The organism is Streptomyces scabiei 87.22, from assembly GCF_000091305.1.
Classification (GTDB): Bacteria; Actinomycetota; Actinomycetes; order Streptomycetales; family Streptomycetaceae; genus Streptomyces; species Streptomyces scabiei.
In genome coordinates this window covers 2,023,046-2,048,110 of record NC_013929.1, presented here as the reverse complement: position 1 = coordinate 2,048,110, position 25,065 = coordinate 2,023,046, and the positions used below count along the sequence as shown (strand labels likewise).

Genomic DNA, 25,065 nt, shown 5'->3' with positions numbered 1-25,065 from the left:
GCGTGGAGCGGTGAGTGAGACGCAGACCCCCGCCCTCCAGTACCGGTTCGACGGGCCGGACGACGCCCCGGTCCTGATCCTCGGGCCCTCGCTCGGCACGACCTGGCACATGTGGGACCGTCAGGTCCCCGAACTGACCAAGCAGTGGCGGATCTTCCGCTTCGACCTGCCCGGTCACGGCGGTGCCCCCGCCTATCCCGGCGGTTCGGTCACCGAGCTGGCGGCCCGGCTGCTGGCCACGCTCGACGCCGTCGGCGTGCAGCGTTTCGGTTACGCCGGGTGCGCGCTCGGCGGTGCCATCGGGGCCGAGCTGGCGCTTCGTCATCCCGAGCGCATCGCCTCGCTCGCGCTGATCGCCGCCTCGCCCCGCTTCGGCACGCCCGACGAGTTCCGCCAGCGCGGTGTGATCGTCCGTACGAACGGCCTGGACCCGATCGCCCGGACGTCCCCGGACCGCTGGTTCACCGGAGGGTTCGCGGCGGCACAGCCCGCGATCACCGAGTGGGCGGTACAGATGGTCCGCACCACCGACCCCGGCTGCTACATCGCCGCCTGCGAGGCACTCGCCTCGTTCGACGTGCGCGCCGAACTCGGCCGCATCGGCGTCCCCACCCTCGTCCTCGTCGGCTCCGACGACCAGGTCACCGGCCCCGCCGAGGCCCGTACGCTCGTCGCGGGCATCCCGGACGCCCGGCTCGCCGTCGTCCCCGGCGCCTCGCACCTGGTCCCGGTCGAGCAGCCCGCCGCCGTCACCGACCTCCTCGTCCGGCACTTCTCCACGGCCTGGCAGCCCGCCTACGACTCCACCACCGGCCAGATCGCCATCCCCGCGACCCCGGTCAAGCCGGCCCTGGCCGTCGTGCCGCCGCAGGCCGGACCGGTCGCCGAGATCGCCCCGGCCGCCGCCCAGCCCGAGGCACTGGGCAGACCGGACCCCTACGACGCGGGGCTCAAGGTCCGCCGCGAGGTGCTCGGGGACGCGCACGTCGACCGGGCGCTGTCCACGGCGGACGAGTTCTCCGGCGACTTCCAGGAGTTCATCACCCGCTACGCCTGGGGCGAGATCTGGGACCGGCCCGGCCTCGACCGCCGCTCCCGCAGCTGCGTCACGCTGACCGCGCTCGTCGCCGGCGGACACCTGGACGAACTCGCCTTCCACACCCGTGCCGCCCTGCGCAACGGCCTGACCCCGGACGAGATCAAGGAAGTCCTCCTCCAGGCCGCCGTCTACTGCGGGGTGCCTGCCGCGAACAGCGCGTTCCGGGTGGCCCAGCAGGTCATCCGCGAGGAGACCACTCCGCAGGAGTGAGCCGGCCGGGGGCAGGATGGACCCATGAAGCTCACGAAGAAGTCGCACGCCTGCGTCCGTCTGGAGAAGGCCGGACGCACGCTCGTCATCGACCCGGGCGGGTTCAGCGAGCAGGACGCCGCGGCCGGCGCCGACGCCGTCCTGGTCACGCACGAGCACCCCGACCACTTCGACGAGGGACGGCTGCGGGCGGCCCTGGAGGGCAACCCGGCCGCCGAGATCTGGACCCTGCGCTCCGTCGCCGAGAAGATCTCCGCCGCGTTCCCGGGCCGGGTGCACACCGTCGGCCACGGCGACACGTTCACCGCCGCGGGCTTCGACGTCCAGGTCCACGGCGAACTGCACGCCGTGATCCACCCGGACATCCCGCGCATCACCAACGTCGGCTACCTCGTCGACGCCGGCCGTGTCTTCCACCCCGGCGACGCCCTCACCGTCCCCGGCCACGCCGTCGAGACGCTGATGCTGCCCGTCATGGCCCCCTGGAGCAAAATCTCCGAGGTGATCGACTACGTCCGCGAGGTGAAGCCGCACCGGGCGTACGACATCCACGACGCCCTCCTGACCGACCTCGCCCGCCCCATCTACGACCGCCAGATCGGCTCCCTGGGCGGCGCGGAGCACCTGCGCCTGGCCCCCGGCGCCTCGGCGGACGTCTGACCGGGGCGCCGGTCCCGCCCCCGACCGGGCGGGACCGGCGTTGTCGTACCCGCCGGGTAGGTTGTGGAGCATGCGCATCGCGACCTGGAACGTGAACTCGATCACCGCCCGCCTCCCGAGGCTCCTGGCCTGGCTGGAGAGCAGCGGCACGGACGTGCTCTGCCTCCAGGAGGCCAAGATCGCCGAGGACGGCTTCCCGCTCGACGCGCTCCGGGAGGCGGGCTACGAGGCGGCGGTGCACGCCACGGGCCGGTGGAACGGCGTGGCGGTGATCTCCCGCGTCGGCATCGAGGACGTGGTCAAGGGCCTGCCCGGCGACCCCGGCTACGACGGCTCGGTGGAGCCCCGCGCGATCTCCGCCACCTGCGGCCCGGTCCGCGTCTGGTCGGTGTACGTGCCGAACGGCCGCGAGGTCGACCACCCGCACTACGCGTACAAGCTCCAGTGGTTCGAGGCGCTGAAGGCCGCCGTCGCCGGTGACGCGGCCGGCAGCCGCCCCTTCGCCGTCATGGGCGACTACAACGTGGCGCCGACGGACGACGACGTGTACGACGTCGCCGCCTTCGAGGGCCTCACCCATGTCACCCCCGCCGAGCGCGCCGCCCTGGCCTCCCTGCGCGAGGCGGGCCTGACCGACGTCGTCCCCCGGCCCCTGAAGTACGAGCACCCCTTCACGTACTGGGACTACCGCCAGCTCTGCTTCCCCAAGAACCGGGGCATGCGCATCGACCTGGTGTACGGCAACGAGACGTTCGCGAAGGCCGTGACCGACTCGTACGTCGACCGTGAGGAGCGCAAGGGCAAGGGCGCCTCCGACCACGCGCCGGTCGTGGTGGACCTGGAGGTCTAGGGCCCGTCGTATCAGAGGAGTCCGAGGTCCACCGACTCCGCCAGCGCGGCCAGTCCCGTCTCGTTCGGATGCAGATGGTCCCCGCTGTCGTACGCGGGGAGCAGCCGCGCCGGTCGGTCCGGGTCGCGGAGCACCGCGTCGAAGTCGAGGACGCCGTCGACGTCGTCGTTGCCCCGGATCCAGTCGTTCACCGCGACCCGCTGGGCGTCGGCTGCGGCCGTGCAGCGGGCCTCGCCCTCGCAGGGCGCGATCGTCGCCGCCAGCACGCGCAGGCCCCGCTCGTGCCCCCGGGCCGCGATCTCCCGCAGCCCGGCGACGACCTCGCCCGCCGTCGTGCCCCAGCGGACGTCGTTGACGCCCTGGAAGACGACGACGGTCCGGGCGGAGGTCTGGGCGAGGACGTCACGGTCGAGACGGTGCAGGGCGCTCACGCCGCCCGTGTCGGTGGAGACGCCGTCGCCCGGATAGCGGTCGGTGACCACCCGGTTCGCCGAGATCCCCTGGTTGAGGACGCCGTAGCGCGGCACCTCGTCCTGGTCCAGCAGGCGCCGGGCCAGCACGTCCGGCCACCGCCGGTTCGAGTCGGCCGTCACCTTCTCGCCGTCGGTGATCGAGTCCCCGAGCAGCACCACCGAGCCCGGACCGCCCGCCACGTCCACGCCGGTCAGCAGCGGCCAGGTCGTCACCGTCGAGGTGTACGGCGTCGCCGAGGTCTCGCCCGCGTGGTCGCCCGGCCCGCTCACGTACGACGTCTGCTGGGCGAGCCGGTGCACGGGCGCGGCCGTCACCGTGTCCGGCAGGTGGAAGCTCACGAGGAGGTCGGTGTCCGGGGGCACCTCGAAGCCCAGCGGGTCGCTGTACGCCTGGGCGCCCGCCGGGATCAGGGTGCCTACCGCGCCCCCGAACGACAGCGGCACCGGCGCGCCCCGGGCGGCGGCGCCCTCGGCCCGCAACGCCACCGTCGCGCTCCCCACCCGTACGGGCGCCGAGGCGAAGGTGTTGTCGAGCCGGATCCGCACCCGGGGCCCGCCCGCCGAGGTGTGGACGACGAGCCGCAGCGTCCGGTCGGTCCACGGCCCGACGGTCGTGTAGCCGGAGGTGGACGCCGCCCAACCGCCGGTCCAGCCGCGCGACTCGGGGCGGACCGACAGCGCGAACACATGCAGGTCGGGGTTGCGCGGCAGGGTCACCGAGGCCACCTCGCCGCCCCGCCCGACCGGCACGGTGACGACGTACAGCCGGGCCTTCTCGGTGAGTCGACCGCCGGGGGTGTTGACGTGGGGAAGGGCGACGGCCTTGGTGGCGAGCGGGCCGGTGCGCCAGTCGGAGGCGGTCAGGCGGTACGTGGAGCGGGCGCCGCTCGCGTAGCGGACCGTCCCCGTCCCGGCGGCCTCCGTGCCGCCCGTGGCGGCGACGAGGAAGGCGAGGGCGTCGCCCCGGCCCCGCACCCGGACCGACTGGCCGGCGGCGCGCACGTTGTCGGGCTCGCCCGCCGTGCGGCGCGGCCAGGTCAGGCGTGCGCCCTGAACGGTCAGCGTGCGCCCCGGCGTCCACCCGGCGGCCGTCAGGTCGGCGGCGGAGAGCGAGTTCCCTTGTCCGTCGAAGTCGGCCCCGGCGGGCCGCGCGTCGTCACTGACCGCCCGGTTGTCGAAGAGCCGTTCCAGGGGCGCCGGTCTCTCCTTCCCGCCGTCGGAGGCCCGGGCCGTGGCGACCGGCGCGGCCGTCGCCAGGAGTGCCAGTACACAGGCCGTTCCCCAGACGCGTGGGCGCACGCGGGACCCCTCCCGTTCGCTGATGACCATGTCGGCGACGACGATCGCGCATGCGACACCGGTACGGTGACGAGGCGACAGATGTGTCATGAACCTAAAGAGGCGTCAGGGGCCCGTCAATGAGGCGTGCTCGAACGGTGGACGAACTCCGGGCGAACAGGCGGGCCCGCGCGCCTGTGGTGCCGGGGACCGGGCGGATGACACGCTGAGCGCATGAACATCTCTTTCCTGGGCAACTGGCGCAAGAGGCGTGGTCCCGCCTTCGGGGTCGCGGTGTTCACCGGCGGCGACGGTGACGACGACGGTCACGCGGGACTCGCCGGACTCCTCGCCGAATGCGAACTGCTGCGCGCCCAGGCCGCACAGGCGGGCGTGCGCCTGGACGACTCCGCGTCCTCGCTGGAAGCCCTCGACCAGCTCGTCCCGCGCTGGCGCGACGACGACGAGCGCGCGGCCTGGCTCGGCAACGACGCCGGGCTCTACCTGGGCACGGTGGTCGTCCGGACCGTCCCCGGCGCCCGCTGGGAGATCTGGCCGAACGGCCAGCCCGTGGTGCGCCTGGCGTCCGGCCGGGAGATCGACGTGGTCGAGGCCGGGCAGCAGTGGGCGGCGAGCGGCGCGCCCGAACTCTCCCAGCTCTACGCCGAGGTGGCGGAGTCGTGACGCCCCCGCACCGCGCTGCCGCCCGTGCCGTCGCCCGTGGCCTCGCCGGGCGGCGACAATACGGCTAATGCGCGGCCGTGCGTGTCGTGGACGAGGGTCACGGCCGTCCGGATAGTTTGCGGCACCTGCGGCACGGCACAGCACGGCTTCACACGTCGGAGCACCGCACGACACACCACCGCACGACATGACAGGGCACACACGGCACGGCCGGAGCGAGTAGGGCGGGCAGGGCATGGCGGTCGATCCGCTGATCGAGATGCACGGCGTGAACAAGTACTTCGGGGAGCTGCATGTCCTGCAGGACATCGATCTCACCGTCGGCAGGGGGGAGGTGGTCGTCGTCATCGGCCCGTCGGGGTCGGGGAAGTCCACGCTGTGCAGGGCGATCAACCGGCTGGAGCCCATCCGTTCCGGCACGATCCTGCTCGACGGGCAGCCCTTGCCGGACGAGGGCAAGGCCCTCGCGGCACTGCGCGCGGACGTCGGCATGGTCTTCCAGTCGTTCAACCTCTTCGCGCACAAGACGGTCCTGCAGAACGTGTCGCTCGGTCAGATCAAGGTGCGCAAGAAGAAGAAGGAGGACGCCGAACGGCGCTCCCGTGAACTCCTCGACCGGGTCGGCCTCGCCGACCAAGCGCCCAAGTACCCGGCGCAGCTCTCCGGCGGCCAGCAGCAGCGCGTGGCCATCGCCCGCGCCCTCGCCATGGACCCCAAGGTCATCCTGTTCGACGAGCCCACCTCGGCGCTCGACCCGGAGATGATCAACGAAGTCCTGGAAGTCATGCAGCAGTTGGCGCGCGAGGGCATGACCATGGTGGTCGTCACCCACGAGATGGGTTTCGCCCGCTCCGCCGCCAACCGTGTCGTCTTCATGGCGGACGGCCGCATCGTCGAGGACCGCACTCCGGACGCGTTCTTCACGAACCCGGAGAGCGACCGCGCCAGGGACTTTCTCTCCAAGATCCTCAAGCACTGACCACCGCCACATGACCGGGCGCGGTCCTCGACTACGATGAGCGGTTCATCCACTTGGGGTGAGCGAGGCCGCGGACGCCACCCCGGCCGAAACAGGAGCGCCGCCGCCGGACACGCGGCGGCCAGGGGCCAGGCCCGTCCGGCGGCAGCCGGAGATCACTGCTCGCGCAGCGGGATCGACACGTACGACGGGTCGTTCGGCGGCGAGGAGAAGGTCAGCTGCGCGCCGGTCGGGTTGTGCTCGATGTAGAGCGGGTCGACCGTGTCGACGACCAGGGCGAGACGGTGGCCCGCCGGGACGTCGTAGGCCGTGGAGAGCAAGTCCAGGTCCACGCCGAACGGCTTGCCGGGCGTCACGCCGTGGAAGGTGTACGGCGCGTGGCTGACCAGCTTGCCGAGGCCGAGCGGGCCCACGTCGTAGAGATGGGCGACGAGGGTGCCGCTCTCCTTGGTCGGGGTCACCGTGGTGTGCAGCTTCGCGGTACCCCGCACGGCCTGTGCGGTCGTGTACTTCTCCGACTGCCATACGGCCGCCCAGCGGCGCGGCAGCAGCGGGATCGAGGCCACGGGCGGGAGTTGCGCCACCTGGTCCAGGATGCTGGACAGGAGGACGACCCCGCCGTCGGCACCCGAGTCGACGTTCGCGCGGATCGTGGTGCCGCCCGTCAGGGCGAACTTCTCGCGGGTCGCGGTGACGGACTTCCAGTCCGGATAGCCCTCGAAGGCGCCGCCCGTGCGGGACTTGAGCCGGACGGGCTGCTCGCGGTCGATGCCGTTGTCGGCGCCCTTGAGGTAGCGGTCGAACCAGCGCCGCGTGTCCGTCCACACGTCGTTGGGCAGCCCGAACAGGCCGGTCAGCTCGGTGGTGGCGTGGTCGCCGGGGCGCAGCTCCAGCCGCTTGGGGCCGGTGAGTTTCTCGTAGAAGTCGGCGTACTGGTTGGGCGGGAAGATCGAGTCGCCCCAGGCGTTGGCGAGCATGACGGCCGTGCCGTGCGTGTTCAGCTGGTCCAGATACGTTTCGGGGGAACGTTTCTTCCCCCAGGCGATCATGTCCTCCTCCTTCGTCAGGTCGGAGGCATAGAAGCTCTTGAAGATCTGCTGGAGTTCGGGGCTCCGGCGGCCCGTGATCCGTCCGGCGCCGTCCAGCAGGGCGGAGGCCTGCACGTGCTGGGTGCGTCCGCCGTAGATCGAGTCGATGAGGTCCGCCCAGCCGCTCAGCGCGGCGACCGCCTTGACGCGCCGGTCGTGCGCGGCGGTGAGCAGGCTGATGCCCGCTCCGTAACTCAGCCCCGCCATGCCGATGTGCTCGGCGTCCGCCGGGGTGTTGGCGAGGGCCCAGTCGATCACCTTGGAGGCGTCGGCCGTGTCGGGTGGGCCCGCGACCTCTATGTATCCGCCGGACTCCCAGAAGCCGCGCACGTTGTAACTGACCACCACATAACCGGCGTCGGCCAGTTTCCGTGCCTGGGCCAGGTACTCGATCTGCGGCAGGCCCCAGCTCGTGGGCAGCACGAGCAGCGGGTACGCGCGCGAGGTGTCGGCGGGCGCGACGACGTTGGCCTTGAGGACCGTGCCGCCGTCGCCGGCGATGTCCACGAAGCGGGTGGTGGGAGCGGCGGTCGAGCCGGAGGCCGCCCGGGCGGCGGGGGCGAGACCGAGGGCCGTGCCGGCGATCAGGGTGGCCGAGACGGCGCCGACGGCGCCGGTCCGCAGCGCCCCGGCCGTACGGGAGGTGGTGCCGTGCTGGTGTCTCATGGGTCGCCTCACTCGTGTCAGTGCAAAGTGACCCGACGGTAACCGGACGCCCTTACCGGAAGTAACTCCCCGGTAAGTTACGTGACGGTAACGTTCGATGGTGAACCGGTGCGGCGTGAACCCGGCGTGGCGGTGGATCGGCGCGGCGGTGAGCCGGCGCGGGGGCGCTAGGAGGCCCGGTGCGAGATCTGGGCCGGCGCGGAAGGCGCCGGGGCCGGGGCCTGGGCCGCGCGGGTGACGTCCGCGACGAGTTCGACGACATCGGCGCCGTACGCCTGCGAGTTGACGACCTTCAGCAGCAGGACGAAGGTGCCGGTGCCGTACTTGCGGTGCAGGCGCTCGTGGTTGCGGGCGAGGTAGCGGGTGGCGGCCTGGTTGGTGATCGCGCGCTGCCCGCAGAAGAGGAAGACGGGCCGGGCCTGGTCCGGCTGGCCGGTGGTGAGCCGGGCGAGGACGACGTGCTCGGTGATGCCGGGGTCCAGGCGGTACTGCTCGCTGCCGATCTGGAAGGCGGCCCGGTGGGGGCCGGGCTCGGGGTCGTTGTTGAAGACGACGCCGGGCAGCATCGCGGATATGTGCGCCGCCATCCGGCGATTCGAGATCGGACCTCCCACGCAGAATTCGGTGCGTTCGCCGAAGCCCTGCTGGGCCGCGTCCTGGGTGATCATCTGCGCGTGCGCGCCGCAGTCCTTGATCAGAGCGGAGAGTTCCAGCAGCGCGAACACGTCGTAGCGGTGGACGGCCAGGTCCGCGCTGGACGGATCACGGTTGACCACCAGCAGGGACTCGGAGTTGTCGGGCAGCCCGAAGAACGTCTGCTTGCGGCGGAGCTTCCTCTTCCACAGGTACGTCCGGAAGGCCCAGCCGAGCGAGGCGCTGAGGCCCGCCGCGAGCACACCGAGGACGATATTGCGCACGTCGTCATTCATGGCCGCGCATGGTAGCGGGCGCGGCCGAGACCTGTCCGAATCCATGTCCGATTCCAGACCCGCTGTCCCGGTTCGGCGGGCCGTCGCGGGGGTGTTGCGACACCGCCGGATGGCCGAGACGCCGCTGACGGGGTCATGGCACCCGCGTTAGTCTGCGCGAACGGTCCTTGACTGGAGGTACGGATGCGTCTGCGTCGCCCTGTCGCGCGGAAACTGGCTGTACTGGCGGCAACGTCCGCCGTGGTCGCGGTGGGGGCGGCCCCGCCGTCCCAGGCCGCGGCGGACCCCGTCGAGAAGGTGCCGCTCGCCGTCGGTTACGGCGGAGCCGTCTCCAGCGTCGACCCGGACGCCTCTGCCGCCGGTATCGAGGTGCTCCGCAAGGGCGGCAACGCGGTGGACGCGGCCGTCGCCACGGCCGCCGCGCTCGGCGTCACCGAGCCCTACTCGGCCGGTATCGGCGGGGGCGGCTACTTCGTCTACTACGACGCCCGCTCCCGTACGGTGCACACCATCGACGGCCGGGAGACCGCGCCCCTGAGCGCCGACGCGGACCTCTTCCTGGAGAACGGCACGGCGATCCCGTTCGCCGAGGCCGTCACCAGCGGGCTGAGCGTCGGTACCCCCGGCACTCCGGCGACCTGGCAGACCGCGCTGAGCAGTTGGGGCAGCAAGCCGCTCGCCAAACTGCTGAAGCCCGCCGTGAAGCTGGCCCGCCACGGGTTCACCGTCGACGCCACCTTCCGCTCCCAGACCGCCTCCAACGAGGCACGCTTCCGCAACTTTCCGGCCACGGCCGACCTCTTCCTCCCCGGCGGACAGCTGCCGGTGGTCGGCTCGACGCTGAAGAACCCCGATCTGGCCCGTACCTACGCGCTGCTGGGCCGCAAGGGCGTCGGCGCCCTGTACCGGGGCGACCTCGCCCAGGACATCGTCGACACGGTCAACAAGCCGCCGGTGGACCCGGGTTCGGGGTACAAAGCCCGGCCCGGCGACCTGACCACGGCCGACCTGTCCGCGTACCGGGCCAAGCGCCAGGCGCCCACGGAGACGTCGTACCGCGGTCTCGGCGTCTACGGCATGGCCCCCTCCTCCTCCGGCGGCACCACGGTCGCCGAGGCGCTGAACATCCTGGAGCGGACCGACCTGTCGAAGGCGAGCGACGTCCGGTACCTGCACCGCTACATCGAGGCCAGCCGCATCGCGTTCGCCGACCGGGGCCGCTGGGTCGGCGACCCCGCCTTCGAGGACGTCCCCACGAAGGAACTGCTGTCGCAGCGGTACGCCGACTCGCGGGAGTGCCTGATCAAGGACGACGCGGTGCTCACCAGCCCGGTCGCGCCGGGCGATCCGCGGAACCCGGCGCCCTGCCGGGCCGGCGGCACCGCCGCGCCGACGACCTACGAGGGGGACAGCACCACCCACCTCACGGTCGCCGACAAGTGGGGCAACGTCGTCTCGTACACGCTCACCATCGAGCAGACCGGCGGCAGCGGCATCACCGTGCCGGGCCGCGGGTTCCTGCTCAACAACGAGCTGACGGACTTCTCCTTCACCCCGGCCAACCCGGCCGTGCACGACCCGAACCTGCCGGGGCCGGGCAAGCGGCCCCGCTCGTCGATGTCGCCGACGATCGTGCTCGACCGGCACGACCGGCCCGTGGTGGCGCTCGGTTCGCCGGGCGGCGCGACCATCATCACGACCGTGCTGCAGACCCTGACCGGGTTCCTCGACCGGGGCCTGCCGCTCGTCGACGCGATCGCCGCGCCACGGGCCAGCCAGCGCAACCAGACCACCACCGAACTCGAACCGGGCCTGTGGAACAGCCCGCTGCGCACGGAGCTGGAAGCCCTCGGGCACGGTTTCCGGCAGAACCCGGAGATCGGCGCGGCCACCGCGGTCCAGCGGCTGTCGGACGGCAAGTGGCTGGCCGCCGCGGAGACCGTACGGCGCGGGGGCGGCGCGGCGATGGTCGTGCACCCCTCGAAGTAGCCGTCGAGGGGCGGGGCGTGGGGGTGCGGCGCTCCGGTGGCCGCGGATACGCCGTGGCCGCTCGCGCGGTTCCCCGCGCCCCGGCGAGGTTCGGTCCCCGTGGGCCCGAGCGCACGGGGCGCGGCCGCTAGCGGGCCGTCAGTACGCGCGGCCCGGCCTCCGTGACGGCGACCGTGTGTTCCGCGTGGGCCGCCCGGGACCCGTCGTCCGTGAGCAGGGTCCACCCGTCGGGCGCCGCGTGGAACCCGTCGCCGCCCCCGCCGATGACCATCGGCTCGATCGCCAGGACCGTCCCGTGCCGCAGCTTCATGCCCCGGCCGGCCCGCCCCTCGTTCGGCACGCCCGGGTCCTCGTGCATCTTCCGCCCGATCCCGTGCCCGCCGAACCCGTCCGGGATGCCGTACCCGGCGGAACGGCACACGGTGCCGATCGCGTGCGCGATGTCGCCGATACGGTTGCCCACCACGGCCGCCGCGATGCCCGCCGCGAGGGCGCGTTCGGCCGTCTCCACGAGCCTGAGGTCGGCAGTGCGCGGCTCGCCCACCACGAAGCTGACCGCCGAGTCCCCGGCCCAGCCGTCCAGCACGGCGCCGCAGTCGACGGAGAGCAGGTCGCCGTCGCGCAGCCGGTACGACGTCGGGATGCCGTGCACGATCGCGTCGTTCACGGAGGCGCAGACGACGGCGGGGAACGGCGTGGGCGCGAACGAGGGCCGGTAGCCGAGGAACGGGGACGAGGCTCCCGCCTCCCGCAGCACCTCGCGCGCCACCTCGTCCAGTTCGAGCAGGGACACTCCCACGTCGGCGGCCTTCCGTACCGCCGTCAGCGCGCGCCCCACGACCTGCCCGGCCTCGTACATCGCGTCCATGGACGCGTCCGTCTTCAGTTCCACCATGCCAATTACTATACCGCTCTGGACCCAATTAAAATACCGGTCACTCGGCGGCGGCCGGTATTAGAATGGGGCCATGGTGCGCACCCCCCTGACCCCCGAAGAGCGCGAACGCGGCGAGCGGCTCGGCCGGTTGCTGCGCGAGGCCCGCGGCGGCCGGAGCATGGCGGAGATCGCGGCTCACGCGGGACTCTCCGCGGAGACCCTGCGGAAGATCGAGACCGGCCGGGCCCCCACCCCCGCCTTCTTCACGATCGCCGCCCTCGCCCGCGCCCTGGGGCTGTCCATGGACGACCTCGTGACGCGCTGCGCGCCGGCCGCCGAGAGCGCGCCGACGGCGGCCGTCGCCTGAGCCGGCCCGGACCCGTCACGCACAGCCGTCGCCCGACCGCGCACGGCGAACCGCGTCCGCCCCGAAAACTGCGCGTAGCCCGCCCGTAACACAACTGGTGTTTTCTATCGGGTCGGAGCACTCCAGTCGGCCGGGGAGTATGCGGTGACGGTGAATCAACTCCCGGCAGAGGTTTGGGAGTTCGCGCAATACCTGAACAAGCTGATGGCGAAGCTGGACCAGGGCGGCGGCTGGTGCGCCGTCTTCTGGCAACGCGATCCCGACGGCATGCGCGCCTGCCTGGACGGCCAGGAGGTGCCGCCCTGGGACGTCGTCGAAGCGCTCATGCACGACCTCGACACCGCCTACGGCCCGGCCGCCGCGGCCCAGGAGACCGAGCGCGCCCGCGCCCTGCACGGCGCCTCCCTCGCCGCCTACGACGCCCGGCCCGGAGGCCGCGACGCCCTCGGTGACCGCCTCGACGTCATGCTCCGCGAACAGCGCTACGCCGCCGAACGCGCCGCCGAACTGACCAGCCGGCTCCGGTCGGCCACCACCCGGGTCGAGGCCGACACCGTCCGCCTCGACCTCGCCTGGGCCCACGACGACCGCGAACGCGCCACGGCGCGCTGCACGGAACTGCGCACCCGCATCGAGCACGCCGACCGCCGCGTCCCGCACGACTTCGCGCGGGACGCGGCACACGGCCGGGAGAACACCGCCGGGGGTCCCGTCCCCGTGGTGCCCGAGGAGGCCGTTCGCACCGTTCCGGACGCCCGCCCGGGCGCCGCCCGGGCCCCCGAGGCCGCCGCCCCGGCGCCGGTCAGGCAGCGTGCCAAGCGCCGCCCGCGCGGGGGCGCCCGTTTCGCCGGGGCGGTGGAGGCCGAGCACGAGCCGCCCGTGGCGTCGGACGACGACCCGCCCCACATCCCCGCCGCACCGTCCGCCGGCCGCGGGGGCGGCGCCCCCCGGGGCGCCCGGTACGCCGGAGTCGCGGAGCGCACCGAGGGGGAGGCGCCGGCGCAGCCGCGGGCGAGGCAGCCGCTGGACGACGACGCGCGGCGTGAGGTCGCCGGCACCGTGGAGCACCTGCTGCGGCTGCGCCGGGAGGGCCGCAGCGGCGAGGCGCACGCCCTCCTCGTGGAGGCCGCGCGCTGGCCCGCCGCCCGCTTTCCGCTGCTCGCGGCCGACCTGCACCGGGCGGGGCTCGACGCCGACTGGGCGACCCTGCTGTGGGAGGCCGGCTCGCTGCCCGCCGACCGGCTGGTCGCGGTGGCGGACGCCCTGCACGCGGTGGGCCGCGCCCCGGACGGGGAGCAGATGCTCCGGCAGGGCGTCGCCCGGCCCGCCGAGGAGATCGGCGAGGCCGTGCTCGCCCTCACCGCCGAGGGGCGCGAGCGGGAGGCGCGTGCGCTGCTCGACGTCTATGTGCGCGTGCGTACGCCGGAGGAGGCGGCCCGCACCGCGCAGGCCCGTCCGCGCCGGCTCAGGCCCCTCGTACTGGAGGCGGCGCGCCGCGTCTCCGAGGAGCGCTACCGCGAGGTGGTGCACGCCCTGCGCGTGCAGGGACTCGGCTGACCCGTCGGTCGCGTCCGCCCCGTCAGGCGCACCGGCACCGCCTCGCGGCGCCCGTGCGCCCCGGCACGCGAAACGCAGGGGTAATCACCCACTGGAGTGCGAAACGTGATCGACTCGGCCGGTTGACGACGATGGTCTTGCCCAGCCCGTCGACGGGGCTTAGTTTCAAGCCTCTACGACCTTCGTCTACGGGCGTAGAGGCTCTCTGAGGTCCCTGTCGAAGGAGCAGCTGAGATGGCCAACGTCGTACGCGCCGCCCTGGTCCAGGCGACCTGGACCGGCGACACCGCGTCCATGGTCGACAAGCACGTCGAGCACGCCCGCGAGGCCGCCCGGCAGGGCGCGAAGGTGATCGGCTTCCAGGAAGTCTTCAACGCGCCCTACTTCTGCCAGGTCCAGGAACCCGAGCACTACGCCTGGGCGGAGCCCGTGCCCGACGGCCCCACCGTCACGCGCATGGGGGAGCTGGCCCGCGAGACCGGCATGGTGATCGTCGTCCCGGTCTTCGAGGTCGAGCAGTCCGGGTTCTACTACAACACCGCCGCGGTGATCGACTCCGACGGCACCTACCTCGGCAAGTACCGCAAGCACCACATCCCCCAGGTCAAGGGCTTCTGGGAGAAGTACTACTTCAAGCCCGGGAACCTCGGCTGGCCGGTCTTCGACACGGCCGTCGGCAAGGTCGGCGTCTACATCTGCTACGACCGCCACTTCCCGGAGGGCTGGCGCCAGCTCGGTCTGAACGGCGCCCAGCTCGTCTACAACCCCTCCGCGACCCACCGGGGCCTCTCCTCCCACCTGTGGCAGCTGGAGCAGCCCGCGGCCGCCGTCGCCAACGAGTACTTCGTCGCCGCGATCAACCGGGTCGGCGTGGAGGAGTACGGGGACAACGACTTCTACGGCACCTCCTACTTCGTCGACCCGCGCGGAAAGTTCGTCGGCGAGGTCGCCAGCGACAAGGGCGAGGAACTGGTCGTACGGGACCTCGACTTCGACCTCATCGAGGACGTGCGGCAGCAGTGGGCGTTCTACCGGGACCGCCGCCCCGACGCCTACGAGGGACTCGTGCAGCCCTGACGGGACTCACAGCGCCCCGGCGTGGGCACGTACAGCCGTGACACCCGCAGAACCCGTACAGGAGTGAAAGGAGTGGTGCAGCCGTGACCGACGAACTGCTCGGACGCCACAAGGCCGTACTGCCCGACTGGCTCGCGCTCTACTACGCGGACCCCCTGGAGATCACCCACGGCGAGGGCCGCCACGTCTGGGACGCCGCCGGCACCCGGTACCTCGACTTCTTCGGCGGCATCCTCACCACGATGACCGCGCACGCCCTGCCCGAGGTCACCAAGGCGGTGAGCGAGCAGGCCGGGCGGATCATCCACTCCTCGACGCTCTACCTCAACCGGCCGATGGTCGAACTCGCCGAGCGGATCGCCCAGATGTCCGGCATCCCGGACGCCCGGGTCTTCTTCACCACCTCCGGCACCGAGGCCAACGACACCGCGCTCATGCTGGCGACGACCCACCGCCGCAGCAACCAGATCCTGGCGATGCGCAACAGCTACCACGGCCGTTCGTTCAGCGCGGTCGGCATCACCGGCAACAAGGGCTGGTCCCCGACCTCGCTGTCCCCGCTCCAGACGCTGTACGTGCACGGCGGCGTCCGCACCCGCGGCCCGTACGCCGACCTGAGCGACGCCGACTTCATCACCGCCTGCGTCGCCGACCTGGAGGACCTGCTCGGCCACGGCCGCCCGCCGGCCGCGCTGATCGCCGAGCCGGTCCAGGGCGTCGGCGGCTTCACCTCACCGCCGGACGGCCTGTACGCGGCCTTCCGCGAGGTGCTGCAACGGCACGGCGTGCTGTGGATCGCGGACGAGGTGCAGACCGGCTGGGGCCGCACCGGCGACAACTTCTGGGGCTGGCAGGCGCACGGGCAGAACGGCCCGCCGGACATCCTCACCTTCGCCAAGGGCATCGGCAACGGCATGTCCATCGGCGGTGTCGTGGCCCGCTCCGAGGTCATGAACTGTCTGGACAGCAACTCGATCTCGACCTTCGGCGGCACCCAGATCACCATGGCCGCCGGGCTCGCCAACCTCAACTACCTGATCGAGCACGACCTCCAGGGCAACGCCCGGCGCGTCGGCGGACTGCTCATCGAGCGGCTGCGGGCGATCACCGCGCAGATCCCGGAGGTGAAGGAGGTACGCGGCCGGGGCCTCATGATCGGCATCGAGCTGGTGAAGCCCGGCACCGACGAGGCCAACCCCGAGGCCGCGTCCGCCGTCCTCGAAGCCGCCCGCCGCGAGGGCCTGCTGATCGGCAAGGGCGGCGGCCACAACACCAGCGCGCTGCGCATCGCGCCCCCGCTGTCGCTGACCGTCGCCGAGGCCGAGGAGGGCGCCGAAGCCCTCGAACGGGCTCTGAGGAGCATCCGGTAGCACCGGAGGAACAGATCTGAGGAACACCGCCATGACCACCACCTCGGCCCCCGGCCCGGAACCCGCCCTGTCGGTACGCCAGGTCCTCAACCTGGACCGGGTCCTCGCCGGAGAGCCCGAGGTGGTGGCCGGGGCCGGTCAGCTCGACCGGCCGGTGCGCTGGGTGCACGTGGCCGAGGCCCCCGACGTGGGCGTGATGCTCACCGGCGGCGAGATGGTCCTCACCACCGGGGTCCTGCTCGCCGGGGACGAGGAGGCCCAGGCCGAGTACATCCGCTCGCTGCACCGGGCCGAGGCCGCCGCGGTCGTCCTCGGTCTCGGCCGGGCCTTCCCGACGCCGCCCGACGTGATGCGCCGGGCGGCGGAGCGGTGCGGCCTGCCGATGGTGGTGCTGCACCGGCCGTTCCCCTTCGCCGAACTGACCGAGGAGGTCCAGTCCCGGCTCGTACGGCGCAAGTTCGCGGCCGTGAGCCTGTCGGAGGCCGTCCGTACGGCCCTGACCGGTCTGATCACCGCCGGTGCCCCGCTGCAACGGCTCCTCGACGAGATCGCCCACCACGCGGGCTGTCCGCTCGTCGTCACCAACCTCGCCCATCGCGTCCTCGCCACCGCGGGGGAGCGGTCCGCGGTCGACGACGTGCTGCGCGACTGGGAGCGCATCGCACGGCAGGCGGGCGGCAGCGAGGGCGACGGCTGGGTACGGGCCGAGCTGGGCGGACGCGGGGAGCGCTGGGGCCAGGTCGTGCTGTGCGGACACCGCGGCGACACCGCCACGGGACGGCTGCTCGCCGACCGGGCCGCCGAGGCGCTCGTCCTGCACCGCATGCTCGGCGGTTCGGCGCACAGCTGGGAGGAACAGTCCGCGCAGAGTCTCCTGACGGACCTCGTCTCCGGGGTCGTACCGGCCCGGCAGCTGCTGCCGAGGGCCCGAGCCGCCGGACTCCCGGTCAACCGCCGTACCTTCGTGCCCCTCGTCGTACGCGCCGGGGAACCGGCCCAACTCGACCGCGTGCTCAGGATGCTGGGGCTCCCCGGCCTCGTCGCCGAGCTGGCGGAGGGAGCCACCGCCGTCCTGCTCAGTCTGGCCCGGGACCAGGACGCGACCGCGCTCACCGCGCACTTCGCGACCCGGCTGCGGTCCGAGTCGGGGGTGCGGACGACGGTCGTGGCAGCCGCCGAGGCCCGGACCACCTGGGAGGACGTACCGGGCGGGCTGCGCGAGGCCCGGCATGTGGCCGACGCTGTCGCCCAGTCCGCCACGACCGGGCTGGACCTCCCCGTCGTCGTCCGCCTCCGGGACGTCCACCTCCGCGGCCTGGTCCGGCTGCTGCGGGACGACCCGCACGTGCAGGCGTTCGCCGAGCGGGAACTGGACGGGCTGCTGTGCGGTGACGGGCACGCCGAGCAGGACCTGCTGCCCGTGCTGCGGACCTATCTCGCGACCGGCCGCAACAAGTCGCACACCGCCCAGCTGCACCACGTCAGCCGGCCCGCGCTGTATCGCCGGCTCGAAGCCATAGAGGCCCGCCTCGGTGTGGACCTCGACGACTTCGAACAGGCCGCGTCCGTCCACATCGCCCTCCTCGCCCACGACGCGCAACAGGGCTGAAACATGCCGGGACCTGCGAAAACGACGGTGAAACATGCGCCCAGGAAGAGGTGACACGGTGGAACGCAGAAGGCCCGCAGACGTGACACCGTGCAACTCAAACCGGATCTCCGGTCTTCCTACGCTCACTGCACACCGAGTGACCGGAGGTCCCGATGAGCAGAGTCATCCGCGCAGCGATCTTCCAGACGGCCTGGACCGGCGACAAGGAGTCGATGATCCAGGTCCACGAGCAGGCGGCCCGCGACGCCGCCGCGCAGGGTGCGCAGGTCATGTGCTTCCAGGAGCTGTTCTACGGGCCCTACTTCTGCCAGGTCCAGGACAAGGCGTTCTACGAGTACGCCGAAGCGATCCCCGACGGCCCCATCGTCAAGCGCTTCCAGGCGCTCGCCAGGGAACTCGGCCTCGTCCTCGTGCTGCCGATGTACGAGGAGGAGCAGCCGGGCGTCCTCTACAACACAGCCGCCGTGATCGACGCGGACGGCACGTACCTCGGCAAGTACCGCAAGCACCACATCCCGCAAGTCCCGGGATTCTGGGAGAAGTTCTACTTCCGCCCCGGCAACGCGGGCTGGCCGGTCTTCGACACCGCCGTGGGCAGGATCGGCGTCTACATCTGCTACGACCGGCACTTCCCGGAGGGCTGGCGTGCGCTGGGTCTCGGCGGCGCCGAGATCGTGTTCAACCCGTCGGCCACCTCACGGGGCCTGTCCCGCTACCTGTGGCAGCTGGAGCAGCCGGCGTCGGCCGTCGCCAACGAGTACTTCATCGGCGCCATCAACCGGGTCGGCGTCGAGGAACTCGGCGACAACGACTTCTACGGCACCTCCTACTTCGTGGACCCCGAGGCCCAGTTCGTCGGCGAGGTCGCGAGCGACAAGGAGACCGAACTCGTCGTCCGCGACCTGGACCTGGCCAAGCTCCGCGAGGTCCGCGACCGCTGGCAGTTCTTCCGCGACCGCCGCCCGGACGCGTACGGCCCGCTGACGGCGCCGTAGCAACACACGACCCGCGCCCCTGACGGGCCCCGCAGGGGCCTTCAAGGGGCGCGGGGCGGTGCCCGATATGCGGCTGCCGCCGCGATGGGGGCCCCTCCCGCTCGAGCGGAGCCGAGAGTGGGGGAGCGACCAGCCACAGACGACCGGCACTTTCCCGACAACCGAACGGAGCGTGACCGAATGAGCGGGCGTACAGTCATCCGCGGCGGTCTCGTCATCACAGCCTCGGACGAGATCCACGCCGATGTCCTGATCGAGGACGGCCGAGTCGTCGCACTCGCGGCGAGCGGAAGCACGACCGCCGACGCCTGGACGGCGGACCGCACCCTCGACGCCACCGGCAAGTACGTCGTCCCGGGCGGCGTGGACGCCCACACCCACATGGAACTCCCCTTCGGCGGCACCTTCGCCTCCGACACCTTCGAGACCGGGACCCGGGCCGCCGCCTGGGGCGGCACCACGACGATCGTCGACTTCGCCGTGCAGAGCGTCGGCCACTCCCTGCGCGAGGGCCTCGACGCCTGGCACGCCAAGGCGGAGGGCACCTGCGCGATCGACTACGCCTTCCACATGATCGTCTCCGACGTGAACCAGGACACGCTGAAGGAGATGGACCTGCTGGTGCAGGAGGGCGTCACCTCCTTCAAGCAGTTCATGGCCTACCCGGGCGTCTTCTACAGCGACGACGGCCAGATCCTGCGGGCCATGCAGCGCTCCGCCGACAACGGCGGACTGATCATGATGCACGCGGAGAACGGCATCGCGATCGACGTCCTCGTCGAACAGGCCCTGGCCCGCGGCGAGACGGACCCCCGCTACCACGGCGAGGTCCGCAAGGCCCTCCTGGAGGCCGAGGCCACCCACCGCGCCATCAAGCTCGCCCAGGTCGCCGGCGCCCCCCTGTACGTGGTGCACGTCTCGGCCATGGAGGCGGTGGCCGAGCTGGCCCGCGCACGGGACGAGGGGCTGAACGTCTTCGGCGAGACCTGCCCGCAGTATCTGTTCCTGTCCACCGACAACCTCGCGGAGCCGGACTTCGAGGGCTCCAAGTACGTGTGCAGCACCCCCTTGAGGCCGCGCGAGCACCAGGCGAAGCTCTGGCAGGGCCTGCGCACCAACGACCTCCAGGTGGTCTCCACCGACCACTGCCCGTTCTGCTTCGTCGGCCAGAAGGAACTGGGCCGCGGCGACTTCTCCAAGATCCCCAACGGCCTCCCGGGCGTGGAGAACCGGATGGATCTGCTCCACCAGGCGGTCGTCGACGGGCACATCTCGCGGCGCCGCTGGATCGAGATCGCCTGCGCCACTCCGGCCCGCATGTTCGGCATGTACCCGAAGAAGGGCACCATCGCGCCGGGCGCGGACGCCGACATCGTCATCTACGACCCGCACGCCGAGCAGGTCATGTCCGCCGAGACCCACCACATGAACGTCGACTACTCGGCGTACGAGGGCAAGCGCACCACGGGCCGGGTCGAGACGGTCCTCTCGCGCGGCGAACTCGTCATCACCGAGCGGGAGTACACCGGCCACGCCGGGCACGGCGTCTACACCCCCCGCTCCACCTGCCAGTACCTCACCTAGGAGCGGAGCACATGGACTTCGGACTCGTCCTGCAGACCGACCCGCCGGCCTCGCGCGTCGTCGAGCTGATGAAGCGCGCCGAGAACAACGGTTTCACGTACGGCTGGACCTTCGACTCCGCCGTGCTCTGGCAGGAACCGTTCGTCATCTACAGCCAGATCCTGTCCAGCACCTCGAGACTGACGGTCGGCCCGATGGTCACCAACCCGGGCACCCGCACCTGGGAGGTCACCGCCTCGACCTTCGCCACGCTCAACGACATGTTCGGCAACCGCACGGTCTGCGGTATCGGCCGCGGCGACTCGGCCATGCGCGTGGCGGGCCGCAAGCCCAACACCCTGGCCCGGATCAGCGAGGCCATGAAGGTGATCCGGGCGCTGGGCAGCGGGGGAGAGGCCGACCTCGGCGGTACGGTCATCCGCTTCCCCTGGATCAAGGAGGGCGCCGAACTCCCCGTCTGGATGGCGGCGTACGGCCCCAAGGCCCTGAAGATGACCGGTGAGGAGGCCGACGGCTTCATCCTCCAGCTCTCCGACCTGTATCTCACCGAGTACATGGTCAAGGCGGTCAAGGACGCCGCCGTCGCCGCCGGGCGCGACCCGTCCGAGGTGAAGATCTGCGTGGCCGCGCCCGCGTACGTCACCGAGGACGACTCGCCCGAGGCGCTGGCGCACGCCCGCGAGCAGTGCCGCTGGTTCGGCGGGATGGTCGGCAACCACGTCGCCGACCTGGTGTCGAAGTACGGCGAGCACTCCGCGGCCGTACCGGAGGAGCTGACGGAGTACATCAAGGCCCGCGAGGGGTACGACTACTCCCACCACGGGCGTGCCGACAACCCCGACACCCAGTTCGTGCCGGACGAGATCGTCGACCGGTTCTGTGTGATCGGCACCCCCGAGGCGCACATCGAGAAGCTCGGCGCGCTGCGTGCGCTGGGCGTGGACCAGTTCGCCGTCTACGACATGCACGACGCGCAGGAACGGGTGATCGACGTCTACGGCTCCACGGTCATCCCGGCCCTCAACGGCTGACTCCCCGGCCGCCCCTCCCTTCCCGGACGGGCCGGCGGCTGCGAGAATCCGGCCACCCCAATAAAGCGGAACCAGTGACTCCGATTCTGGCGCCGACCGCTCGGCCCCTCGACCCCCCACACCTTGTCTCCCTTCCCTCCGCCGTCCCGGAGGGGAGGGGCCCAAGGCCTCCGCACGGCCTTTCGTTCCCGTCCCGTCTCCCCTGATTGGCCTGCCCATGACCGACATAGCCTCCTCGGGGTCGCCGAGAGCCCAGACCGCCGACCCGTCCGGCCGGATCGAACTGGCTCCCGGGGCCTTCCCCGCCGAGAGTCCCTTCGCCAACGAGGACCTGCGCCCCGTACCCGTCTCCGAACGCAAGTGGACGACGTACAACTTCGCGGCGCTGTGGATCTCCATGGCCCACTGCATCCCCAGCTGGACCCTGGCCTCCGGCCTGGTCGCCCTCGGCATGGACTGGAAGCAGGCCGTCTTCACCATCGCCCTGGCCAACATCATCGTGCTGCTGCCGATGCTCGCCACCGGGCACGCCGGCCCCAAGTACGGCATCCCGTTCCCGGTGCTCGCCCGCGCCTCCTTCGGGCTGCGCGGCGCCAACATCCCGGCGATGATCCGGGCTGCCGTGGCCTGCGGCTGGTTCGGCATCCAGACCTGGATCGGCGGGTCCGGCATCTTCGTCCTCGGCTCCAAGCTGACCGGCGGCGAATGGGAGAAAGCGGGACAGATCGGGGGGCATCCCTGGCCGCTGTGGCTCTGCTTCCTCGTCTTCTGGGCGCTGCAGATAGCGATCATCTACCGGGGCATGGACTTCCTGCGGCACTTCGAGAACTGGGCCGCGCCCTTCGTGATCGTCGGCGCGCTCGTGCTGCTGGGCTGGATCGCGGTCAAGGCCGACGGCTTCGGCGCGCTGCTCGACCAGTCGTCCAAGCTCGGCTGGGGGCCGGACTTCTGGCCGGTCTTCTTCCCGTCGCTGATGGGCATGATCGGCTTCTGGGCGACCCTGTCCCTGAACATCCCCGACTTCACCCGCTTCGGCGCCAGCCAGAAGGCGCAGACCTGGGGCCAGGCCCTGGGCCTCCCCACCACCATGACCCTCTTCGCGGTCCTCGCCGTACTGGTCACCTCCGGTTCCGAGGTGGTCTACGGCGAGGCCGTCTGGGACCCGGTCGCGCTGGCCGCCAAGACGGACAGTGCCTTCGGACTGCTCTTCGCGCTGATCATCGTGCTGGTCGCCACGATCTCCGTGAACATCGCGGCGAACGTCGTGTCCCCGGCGTACGACCTGGCGAACCTCGCCCCGAAGCTGATCAACTTCCGCACCGGCGCCCTCATCACGGGCGTCGTGGGCATCCTGATCTTCCCGTGGAAGCTGATCTCGACGCCCGAGTTCTACATCTTCACCTGGCTCGGCGTGGTCGGCGGCCTGCTCGGCACCGTCGCGGGCATCCTCATCGCCGACTACTGGATCATCCGCCGTACCGTGCTGCACCTCGCCGACCTGTACACGCCCGGCGGGCGCTACTGGTACGCGTCCGGCTGGAACTGGCGGGCCATAGCCGCCTTCGTGGTCGGCGGTGTCCTCGCGGTCGGCGGCTCCTACTCGACCGTCTCCGAGGACGGCGTGGCCTCGGGTCCGTTCCCGCACGACGGCATGATCCCGTTCCTCAAGCCGCTCGCCGACTACGGCTGGGCGGTGGGTCTGGGCACCTCGATGCTGCTGTACGTGGTGCTGATGGCCGGCGAGAGGAAGAAGGAGCTGCGGCGGACGGAGAAGGTGCCCGTCTGACGGCGGCCCCGACCGGGGTGGCGGTGGCCGTGCCGGAGGGATCCCGCTGCTAGCGGGCGCCCTTCAGTACGGCCGCCGCCTCCTTCGCGGCCTTGATGGCGCCCTTGTTGATCACATCCGTGCCGGGCGCCTTCTGGGACTCGAAGTCGCTGCCGTTGTAGGTGACGACCACCAGGGCGTTGGACATGCGGACGTACACCACGCCCTCGCGGGTCTGCTGCTTGTCGTCCGTGGTGAGGTTCACCACGGAGTAGGCCTCGTCGCCGAGTCCCGGGACGGCCCCGCCGCCGCTCTTCTCCGTGGTCCGGGTCGCGTAGGCGCTGCGGGCCTTGTCGTCCGACTGCTGGATCTCGTACGAGACGTCGAGCCAGCGGTAGTCGAAGCCCTTGAGCGCGTTCCACGAACAGGTCCGGCGTACGGACTCATTGGTCGACGCGATCTCCTTGCCCACCGTCTTCGCCCCCGGAACGAGGGATTTGACCGTTTTGGTCGTCACGCCGGAACAGGGGGAGGGTGCCTTCGCGTACGTCTTCGTCACGGCCGTGGTCGACGGCGCGGACTCGGAGGTGGAGATGGGCGCCGACGCGGTGTCCTGTGTGGCGTTCTCCCCGGCCGGGCTCGCGGCCAGCGGACCGGACGACAACGCCCAGCCGGCGGTGGCGAGTACGGCGACGGGCAGCAGTCGCGCGGTGAGGGCGAGCGGCAGAGGCAGTTCACGCACAGCGCACTTCTCGGGGTCGAGGCGGTGGGTACCGCCGGGCGGTGGGGTACGTCAGTGTCACATGACTCTCTGTGGGACGAAAGTGCGGACTCTCTCCGTGCATACGTGGTGACCGGGTCCGGGGTTCACCGGTGGGAGTGGTGATCGTGTGAACGGTGGCGGACGCCGACCGCCGGGAACGATCCTGCACGCTGTCCGCCGCGCCCGGCCGGCTCGGCCGCGGCACAGGGGCGGGCCGGGACGGGGAGGGACGACAACCGTTTGCCGCGCGCTCCCCACGATCAGCAGTCTTGACGCATGAACCGGTTACCGGAAGTCACCGAGCCCACAGTCTCTTCTCTGCCGGAGGAGATCCTCGCCTGCTACGAACGGGGCGGGGAGAACACCCGCCTCAGGGAGGGTGCCGGGCGGCTGGAGTTCTGGCGCGCCCAGGACCTCCTGCGGCGGCTGCTGCCGGCCGCGCCCGCGCGCGTGCTCGACGCCGGCGGCGGCACGGGGATCCACGCCGAGTGGCTGGCCGAGGACGGGTACGAGGTCGAGGTCGTCGATCCCGTGCCGATGCACGTGGAGCGGTCGGGGCGGCTGCCCGGGGTCACCGCGCGGCTCGGGGACGCCCGCGCGCTGCCCGCCGGGGACGCCGCGTACGACGTGGTGCTGTTCCTCGGGCCGCTCTACCACCTGCCCGAACGCCCGGACCGGGTACGGGCGTTGACCGAGGCCCACCGGACCGTCCGCCCGGGCGGTGTGGTGGTCGCGGCCACGATCAACCGCTTCGCGGGGCTCAACGACACGCTCATGCTGGGGAACTACTTCATCCCGGAGCGCCGCGAGCACATCGACTCCGTGGCGGGCCACGGCAGACACCGCCGCTCCCCGGAGGACCCGCACTTCACCACCGCCTGCCTCGCCGATCCCGCCGAGGTGCCCGGGGAGTTCACCGAGGCGGGGCTCACCCACGAGGGGCAGTACGGCGTCGAGGGCGTCGCCTGGCTGATGGGCGGGGTGGAGGAGTGGCTGGACGCCCCGGAGCGCCGGGAGGCGGTGCTGGCCGCGACCCGGCGGATCGAGTCGGAGCCGTCGCTGCTCGGGGCGAGCGGGCATGTGCTGACGATGGGACGGCGTCCCTGAGGGCCGGCGGCGGACTGCGTACGATCGGCGAACGCCCGTCGCGCAGTGAGGAGTC

At 71.8% G+C, this 25,065-nt stretch carries 21 protein-coding genes; 16 read left to right on the top strand and 5 right to left on the bottom strand.

The window, feature by feature from the left end; all coding sequences use genetic code 11:
• Positions 1-10: 10 nt before the first annotated feature.
• From pcaDC to SCAB_RS08580, 3 genes are all read left to right on the top strand, one after another.
• A complete protein-coding gene (pcaDC, locus tag SCAB_RS08590) occupies positions 11-1,309 on the top strand; it encodes a bifunctional 3-oxoadipate enol-lactonase/4-carboxymuconolactone decarboxylase PcaDC (RefSeq protein ID WP_012999669.1) in 1,299 nt (432 codons plus the stop codon).
• A gap of 24 nt (positions 1,310-1,333) precedes the next feature.
• On the top strand, positions 1,334-1,969 hold the full coding sequence (locus SCAB_RS08585) for an MBL fold metallo-hydrolase (protein WP_012999668.1): 636 nt from the start codon (positions 1,334-1,336) through the stop codon (positions 1,967-1,969).
• A 70-nt stretch (positions 1,970-2,039) separates the two neighbouring features.
• Entirely contained in the window at positions 2,040-2,819 is a 780-nt protein-coding gene (locus SCAB_RS08580; protein WP_012999667.1) for an exodeoxyribonuclease III, read from the top strand.
• Positions 2,820-2,830: 11 nt separating this feature from the next.
• Here the strand turns inward: SCAB_RS08580 and SCAB_RS08575 are convergent, their stop codons facing one another.
• Positions 2,831-4,621, bottom strand: coding sequence for an SGNH/GDSL hydrolase family protein (locus SCAB_RS08575; RefSeq protein ID WP_037724314.1), 1,791 nt, complete (start codon positions 4,619-4,621; stop codon positions 2,831-2,833).
• Positions 4,622-4,804: 183 nt separating this feature from the next.
• On the opposite strand from SCAB_RS08575, the gene SCAB_RS08570 reads away from it, so the two are divergent.
• Together SCAB_RS08570 and SCAB_RS08565 are read left to right on the top strand one after the other, a co-directional pair.
• Positions 4,805-5,254, top strand: a complete 450-nt coding sequence (locus SCAB_RS08570) for a DUF6278 family protein (protein ID WP_012999665.1) — start codon at positions 4,805-4,807, stop codon at positions 5,252-5,254.
• A gap of 235 nt (positions 5,255-5,489) precedes the next feature.
• Positions 5,490-6,233, top strand: coding sequence for an amino acid ABC transporter ATP-binding protein (locus SCAB_RS08565; protein ID WP_012999664.1), 744 nt, complete (start codon positions 5,490-5,492; stop codon positions 6,231-6,233).
• Between the two features lie 155 nt (positions 6,234-6,388).
• Here SCAB_RS08565 and SCAB_RS08560 read toward each other — a convergent pair whose 3' ends face one another.
• Together SCAB_RS08560 and SCAB_RS08555 are read right to left on the bottom strand one after the other, a co-directional pair.
• Positions 6,389-7,987 carry a CocE/NonD family hydrolase gene (locus SCAB_RS08560; RefSeq protein ID WP_046773693.1) on the bottom strand — a complete coding sequence of 533 codons (1,599 nt, stop codon included), beginning with the start codon at positions 7,985-7,987 and terminating at the stop codon, positions 6,389-6,391.
• Between the two features lie 167 nt (positions 7,988-8,154).
• Positions 8,155-8,916: a hypothetical protein gene (locus tag SCAB_RS08555; RefSeq protein ID WP_012999662.1), complete on the bottom strand. Its 762-nt coding sequence runs from the start codon at positions 8,914-8,916 to the stop codon at positions 8,155-8,157.
• Positions 8,917-9,099: 183 nt separating this feature from the next.
• Between SCAB_RS08555 and ggt the strand changes: the two genes are divergently transcribed.
• Positions 9,100-10,905 carry a gamma-glutamyltransferase gene (ggt, locus tag SCAB_RS08550; RefSeq protein ID WP_037724234.1) on the top strand — a complete coding sequence of 602 codons (1,806 nt, stop codon included), beginning with the start codon at positions 9,100-9,102 and terminating at the stop codon, positions 10,903-10,905.
• A gap of 127 nt (positions 10,906-11,032) precedes the next feature.
• Here the strand turns inward: ggt and map are convergent, their stop codons facing one another.
• The gene (map, locus tag SCAB_RS08545; protein ID WP_037724235.1) at positions 11,033-11,800 is read right to left on the bottom strand and encodes a type I methionyl aminopeptidase; all 768 of its coding nucleotides are present in this window, start codon (positions 11,798-11,800) and stop codon (positions 11,033-11,035) included.
• A gap of 73 nt (positions 11,801-11,873) precedes the next feature.
• Here map and SCAB_RS08540 point away from each other — a divergent pair, with 73 nt between their 5' ends.
• The 9 genes from SCAB_RS08540 to SCAB_RS08500 all read left to right on the top strand — a co-directional run bounded on the left by SCAB_RS08540 (position 11,874) and on the right by SCAB_RS08500 (position 23,161).
• A complete protein-coding gene (locus tag SCAB_RS08540; protein ID WP_012999659.1) occupies positions 11,874-12,149 on the top strand; it encodes a helix-turn-helix domain-containing protein in 276 nt (91 codons plus the stop codon).
• A gap of 144 nt (positions 12,150-12,293) precedes the next feature.
• Positions 12,294-13,706, top strand: coding sequence for a hypothetical protein (locus tag SCAB_RS08535; RefSeq protein WP_012999658.1), 1,413 nt, complete (start codon positions 12,294-12,296; stop codon positions 13,704-13,706).
• 234 nt (positions 13,707-13,940) lie between these two features.
• Complete coding sequence (locus SCAB_RS08530; protein WP_012999657.1) at positions 13,941-14,783, top strand: nitrilase-related carbon-nitrogen hydrolase; 843 nt, start codon at positions 13,941-13,943, stop codon at positions 14,781-14,783.
• 83 nt (positions 14,784-14,866) lie between these two features.
• Entirely contained in the window at positions 14,867-16,153 is a 1,287-nt protein-coding gene (locus tag SCAB_RS08525; RefSeq protein WP_012999656.1) for an aspartate aminotransferase family protein, read from the top strand.
• A 31-nt stretch (positions 16,154-16,184) separates the two neighbouring features.
• On the top strand, positions 16,185-17,762 hold the full coding sequence (locus SCAB_RS08520; protein ID WP_012999655.1) for a PucR family transcriptional regulator: 1,578 nt from the start codon (positions 16,185-16,187) through the stop codon (positions 17,760-17,762).
• A gap of 155 nt (positions 17,763-17,917) precedes the next feature.
• Positions 17,918-18,760 (top strand): nitrilase-related carbon-nitrogen hydrolase, encoded by an 843-nt coding sequence (locus SCAB_RS08515; protein ID WP_012999654.1) that lies wholly within the window; start codon positions 17,918-17,920, stop codon positions 18,758-18,760.
• A gap of 180 nt (positions 18,761-18,940) precedes the next feature.
• Positions 18,941-20,344: a dihydropyrimidinase gene (gene hydA, locus SCAB_RS08510; protein ID WP_012999653.1), complete on the top strand. Its 1,404-nt coding sequence runs from the start codon at positions 18,941-18,943 to the stop codon at positions 20,342-20,344.
• An 11-nt stretch (positions 20,345-20,355) separates the two neighbouring features.
• Positions 20,356-21,375, top strand: a complete 1,020-nt coding sequence (locus tag SCAB_RS08505) for a TIGR03842 family LLM class F420-dependent oxidoreductase (protein ID WP_012999652.1) — start codon at positions 20,356-20,358, stop codon at positions 21,373-21,375.
• A gap of 217 nt (positions 21,376-21,592) precedes the next feature.
• On the top strand, positions 21,593-23,161 hold the full coding sequence (locus SCAB_RS08500) for an NCS1 family nucleobase:cation symporter-1 (protein ID WP_012999651.1): 1,569 nt from the start codon (positions 21,593-21,595) through the stop codon (positions 23,159-23,161).
• A gap of 49 nt (positions 23,162-23,210) precedes the next feature.
• Here SCAB_RS08500 and SCAB_RS08495 read toward each other — a convergent pair whose 3' ends face one another.
• The gene (locus SCAB_RS08495; RefSeq protein WP_012999650.1) at positions 23,211-23,882 is read right to left on the bottom strand and encodes a hypothetical protein; all 672 of its coding nucleotides are present in this window, start codon (positions 23,880-23,882) and stop codon (positions 23,211-23,213) included.
• A 297-nt stretch (positions 23,883-24,179) separates the two neighbouring features.
• On the opposite strand from SCAB_RS08495, the gene SCAB_RS08490 reads away from it, so the two are divergent.
• On the top strand, positions 24,180-25,010 hold the full coding sequence (locus SCAB_RS08490; protein ID WP_012999649.1) for a class I SAM-dependent methyltransferase: 831 nt from the start codon (positions 24,180-24,182) through the stop codon (positions 25,008-25,010).
• Positions 25,011-25,065: the final 55 nt, after the last annotated feature.

Excerpts from the sequence above, each read along its gene's own strand:
- map (WP_037724235.1), bottom strand. The coding sequence starts at position 11,800 with ATGGTGGAACTGAAGACGGACGCGTCCATGGACGCGATGTACGAGGCC.
- SCAB_RS08540 (WP_012999659.1), top strand. The coding sequence starts at position 11,874 with ATGGTGCGCACCCCCCTGACCCCCGAAGAGCGCGAACGCGGCGAGCGG.
- SCAB_RS08565 (WP_012999664.1), top strand. The coding sequence starts at position 5,490 with ATGGCGGTCGATCCGCTGATCGAGATGCACGGCGTGAACAAGTACTTC.
- SCAB_RS08490 (WP_012999649.1), top strand. The coding sequence starts at position 24,180 with ATGAACCGGTTACCGGAAGTCACCGAGCCCACAGTCTCTTCTCTGCCG.
- hydA (WP_012999653.1), top strand. The coding sequence starts at position 18,941 with ATGAGCGGGCGTACAGTCATCCGCGGCGGTCTCGTCATCACAGCCTCG.
- SCAB_RS08570 (WP_012999665.1), top strand. The coding sequence starts at position 4,805 with ATGAACATCTCTTTCCTGGGCAACTGGCGCAAGAGGCGTGGTCCCGCC.
- SCAB_RS08520 (WP_012999655.1), top strand. The coding sequence starts at position 16,185 with ATGACCACCACCTCGGCCCCCGGCCCGGAACCCGCCCTGTCGGTACGC.
- SCAB_RS08555 (WP_012999662.1), bottom strand. The coding sequence starts at position 8,916 with ATGAATGACGACGTGCGCAATATCGTCCTCGGTGTGCTCGCGGCGGGC.
- SCAB_RS08500 (WP_012999651.1), top strand. The coding sequence starts at position 21,593 with ATGACCGACATAGCCTCCTCGGGGTCGCCGAGAGCCCAGACCGCCGAC.
- SCAB_RS08580 (WP_012999667.1), top strand. The coding sequence starts at position 2,040 with ATGCGCATCGCGACCTGGAACGTGAACTCGATCACCGCCCGCCTCCCG.
- SCAB_RS08585 (WP_012999668.1), top strand. The coding sequence starts at position 1,334 with ATGAAGCTCACGAAGAAGTCGCACGCCTGCGTCCGTCTGGAGAAGGCC.
- SCAB_RS08515 (WP_012999654.1), top strand. The coding sequence starts at position 17,918 with ATGAGCAGAGTCATCCGCGCAGCGATCTTCCAGACGGCCTGGACCGGC.
- SCAB_RS08505 (WP_012999652.1), top strand. The coding sequence starts at position 20,356 with ATGGACTTCGGACTCGTCCTGCAGACCGACCCGCCGGCCTCGCGCGTC.
- SCAB_RS08560 (WP_046773693.1), bottom strand. The coding sequence starts at position 7,987 with ATGAGACACCAGCACGGCACCACCTCCCGTACGGCCGGGGCGCTGCGG.
- ggt (WP_037724234.1), top strand. The coding sequence starts at position 9,100 with ATGCGTCTGCGTCGCCCTGTCGCGCGGAAACTGGCTGTACTGGCGGCA.
- SCAB_RS08575 (WP_037724314.1), bottom strand. The coding sequence starts at position 4,621 with ATGGTCATCAGCGAACGGGAGGGGTCCCGCGTGCGCCCACGCGTCTGG.
- SCAB_RS08530 (WP_012999657.1), top strand. The coding sequence starts at position 13,941 with ATGGCCAACGTCGTACGCGCCGCCCTGGTCCAGGCGACCTGGACCGGC.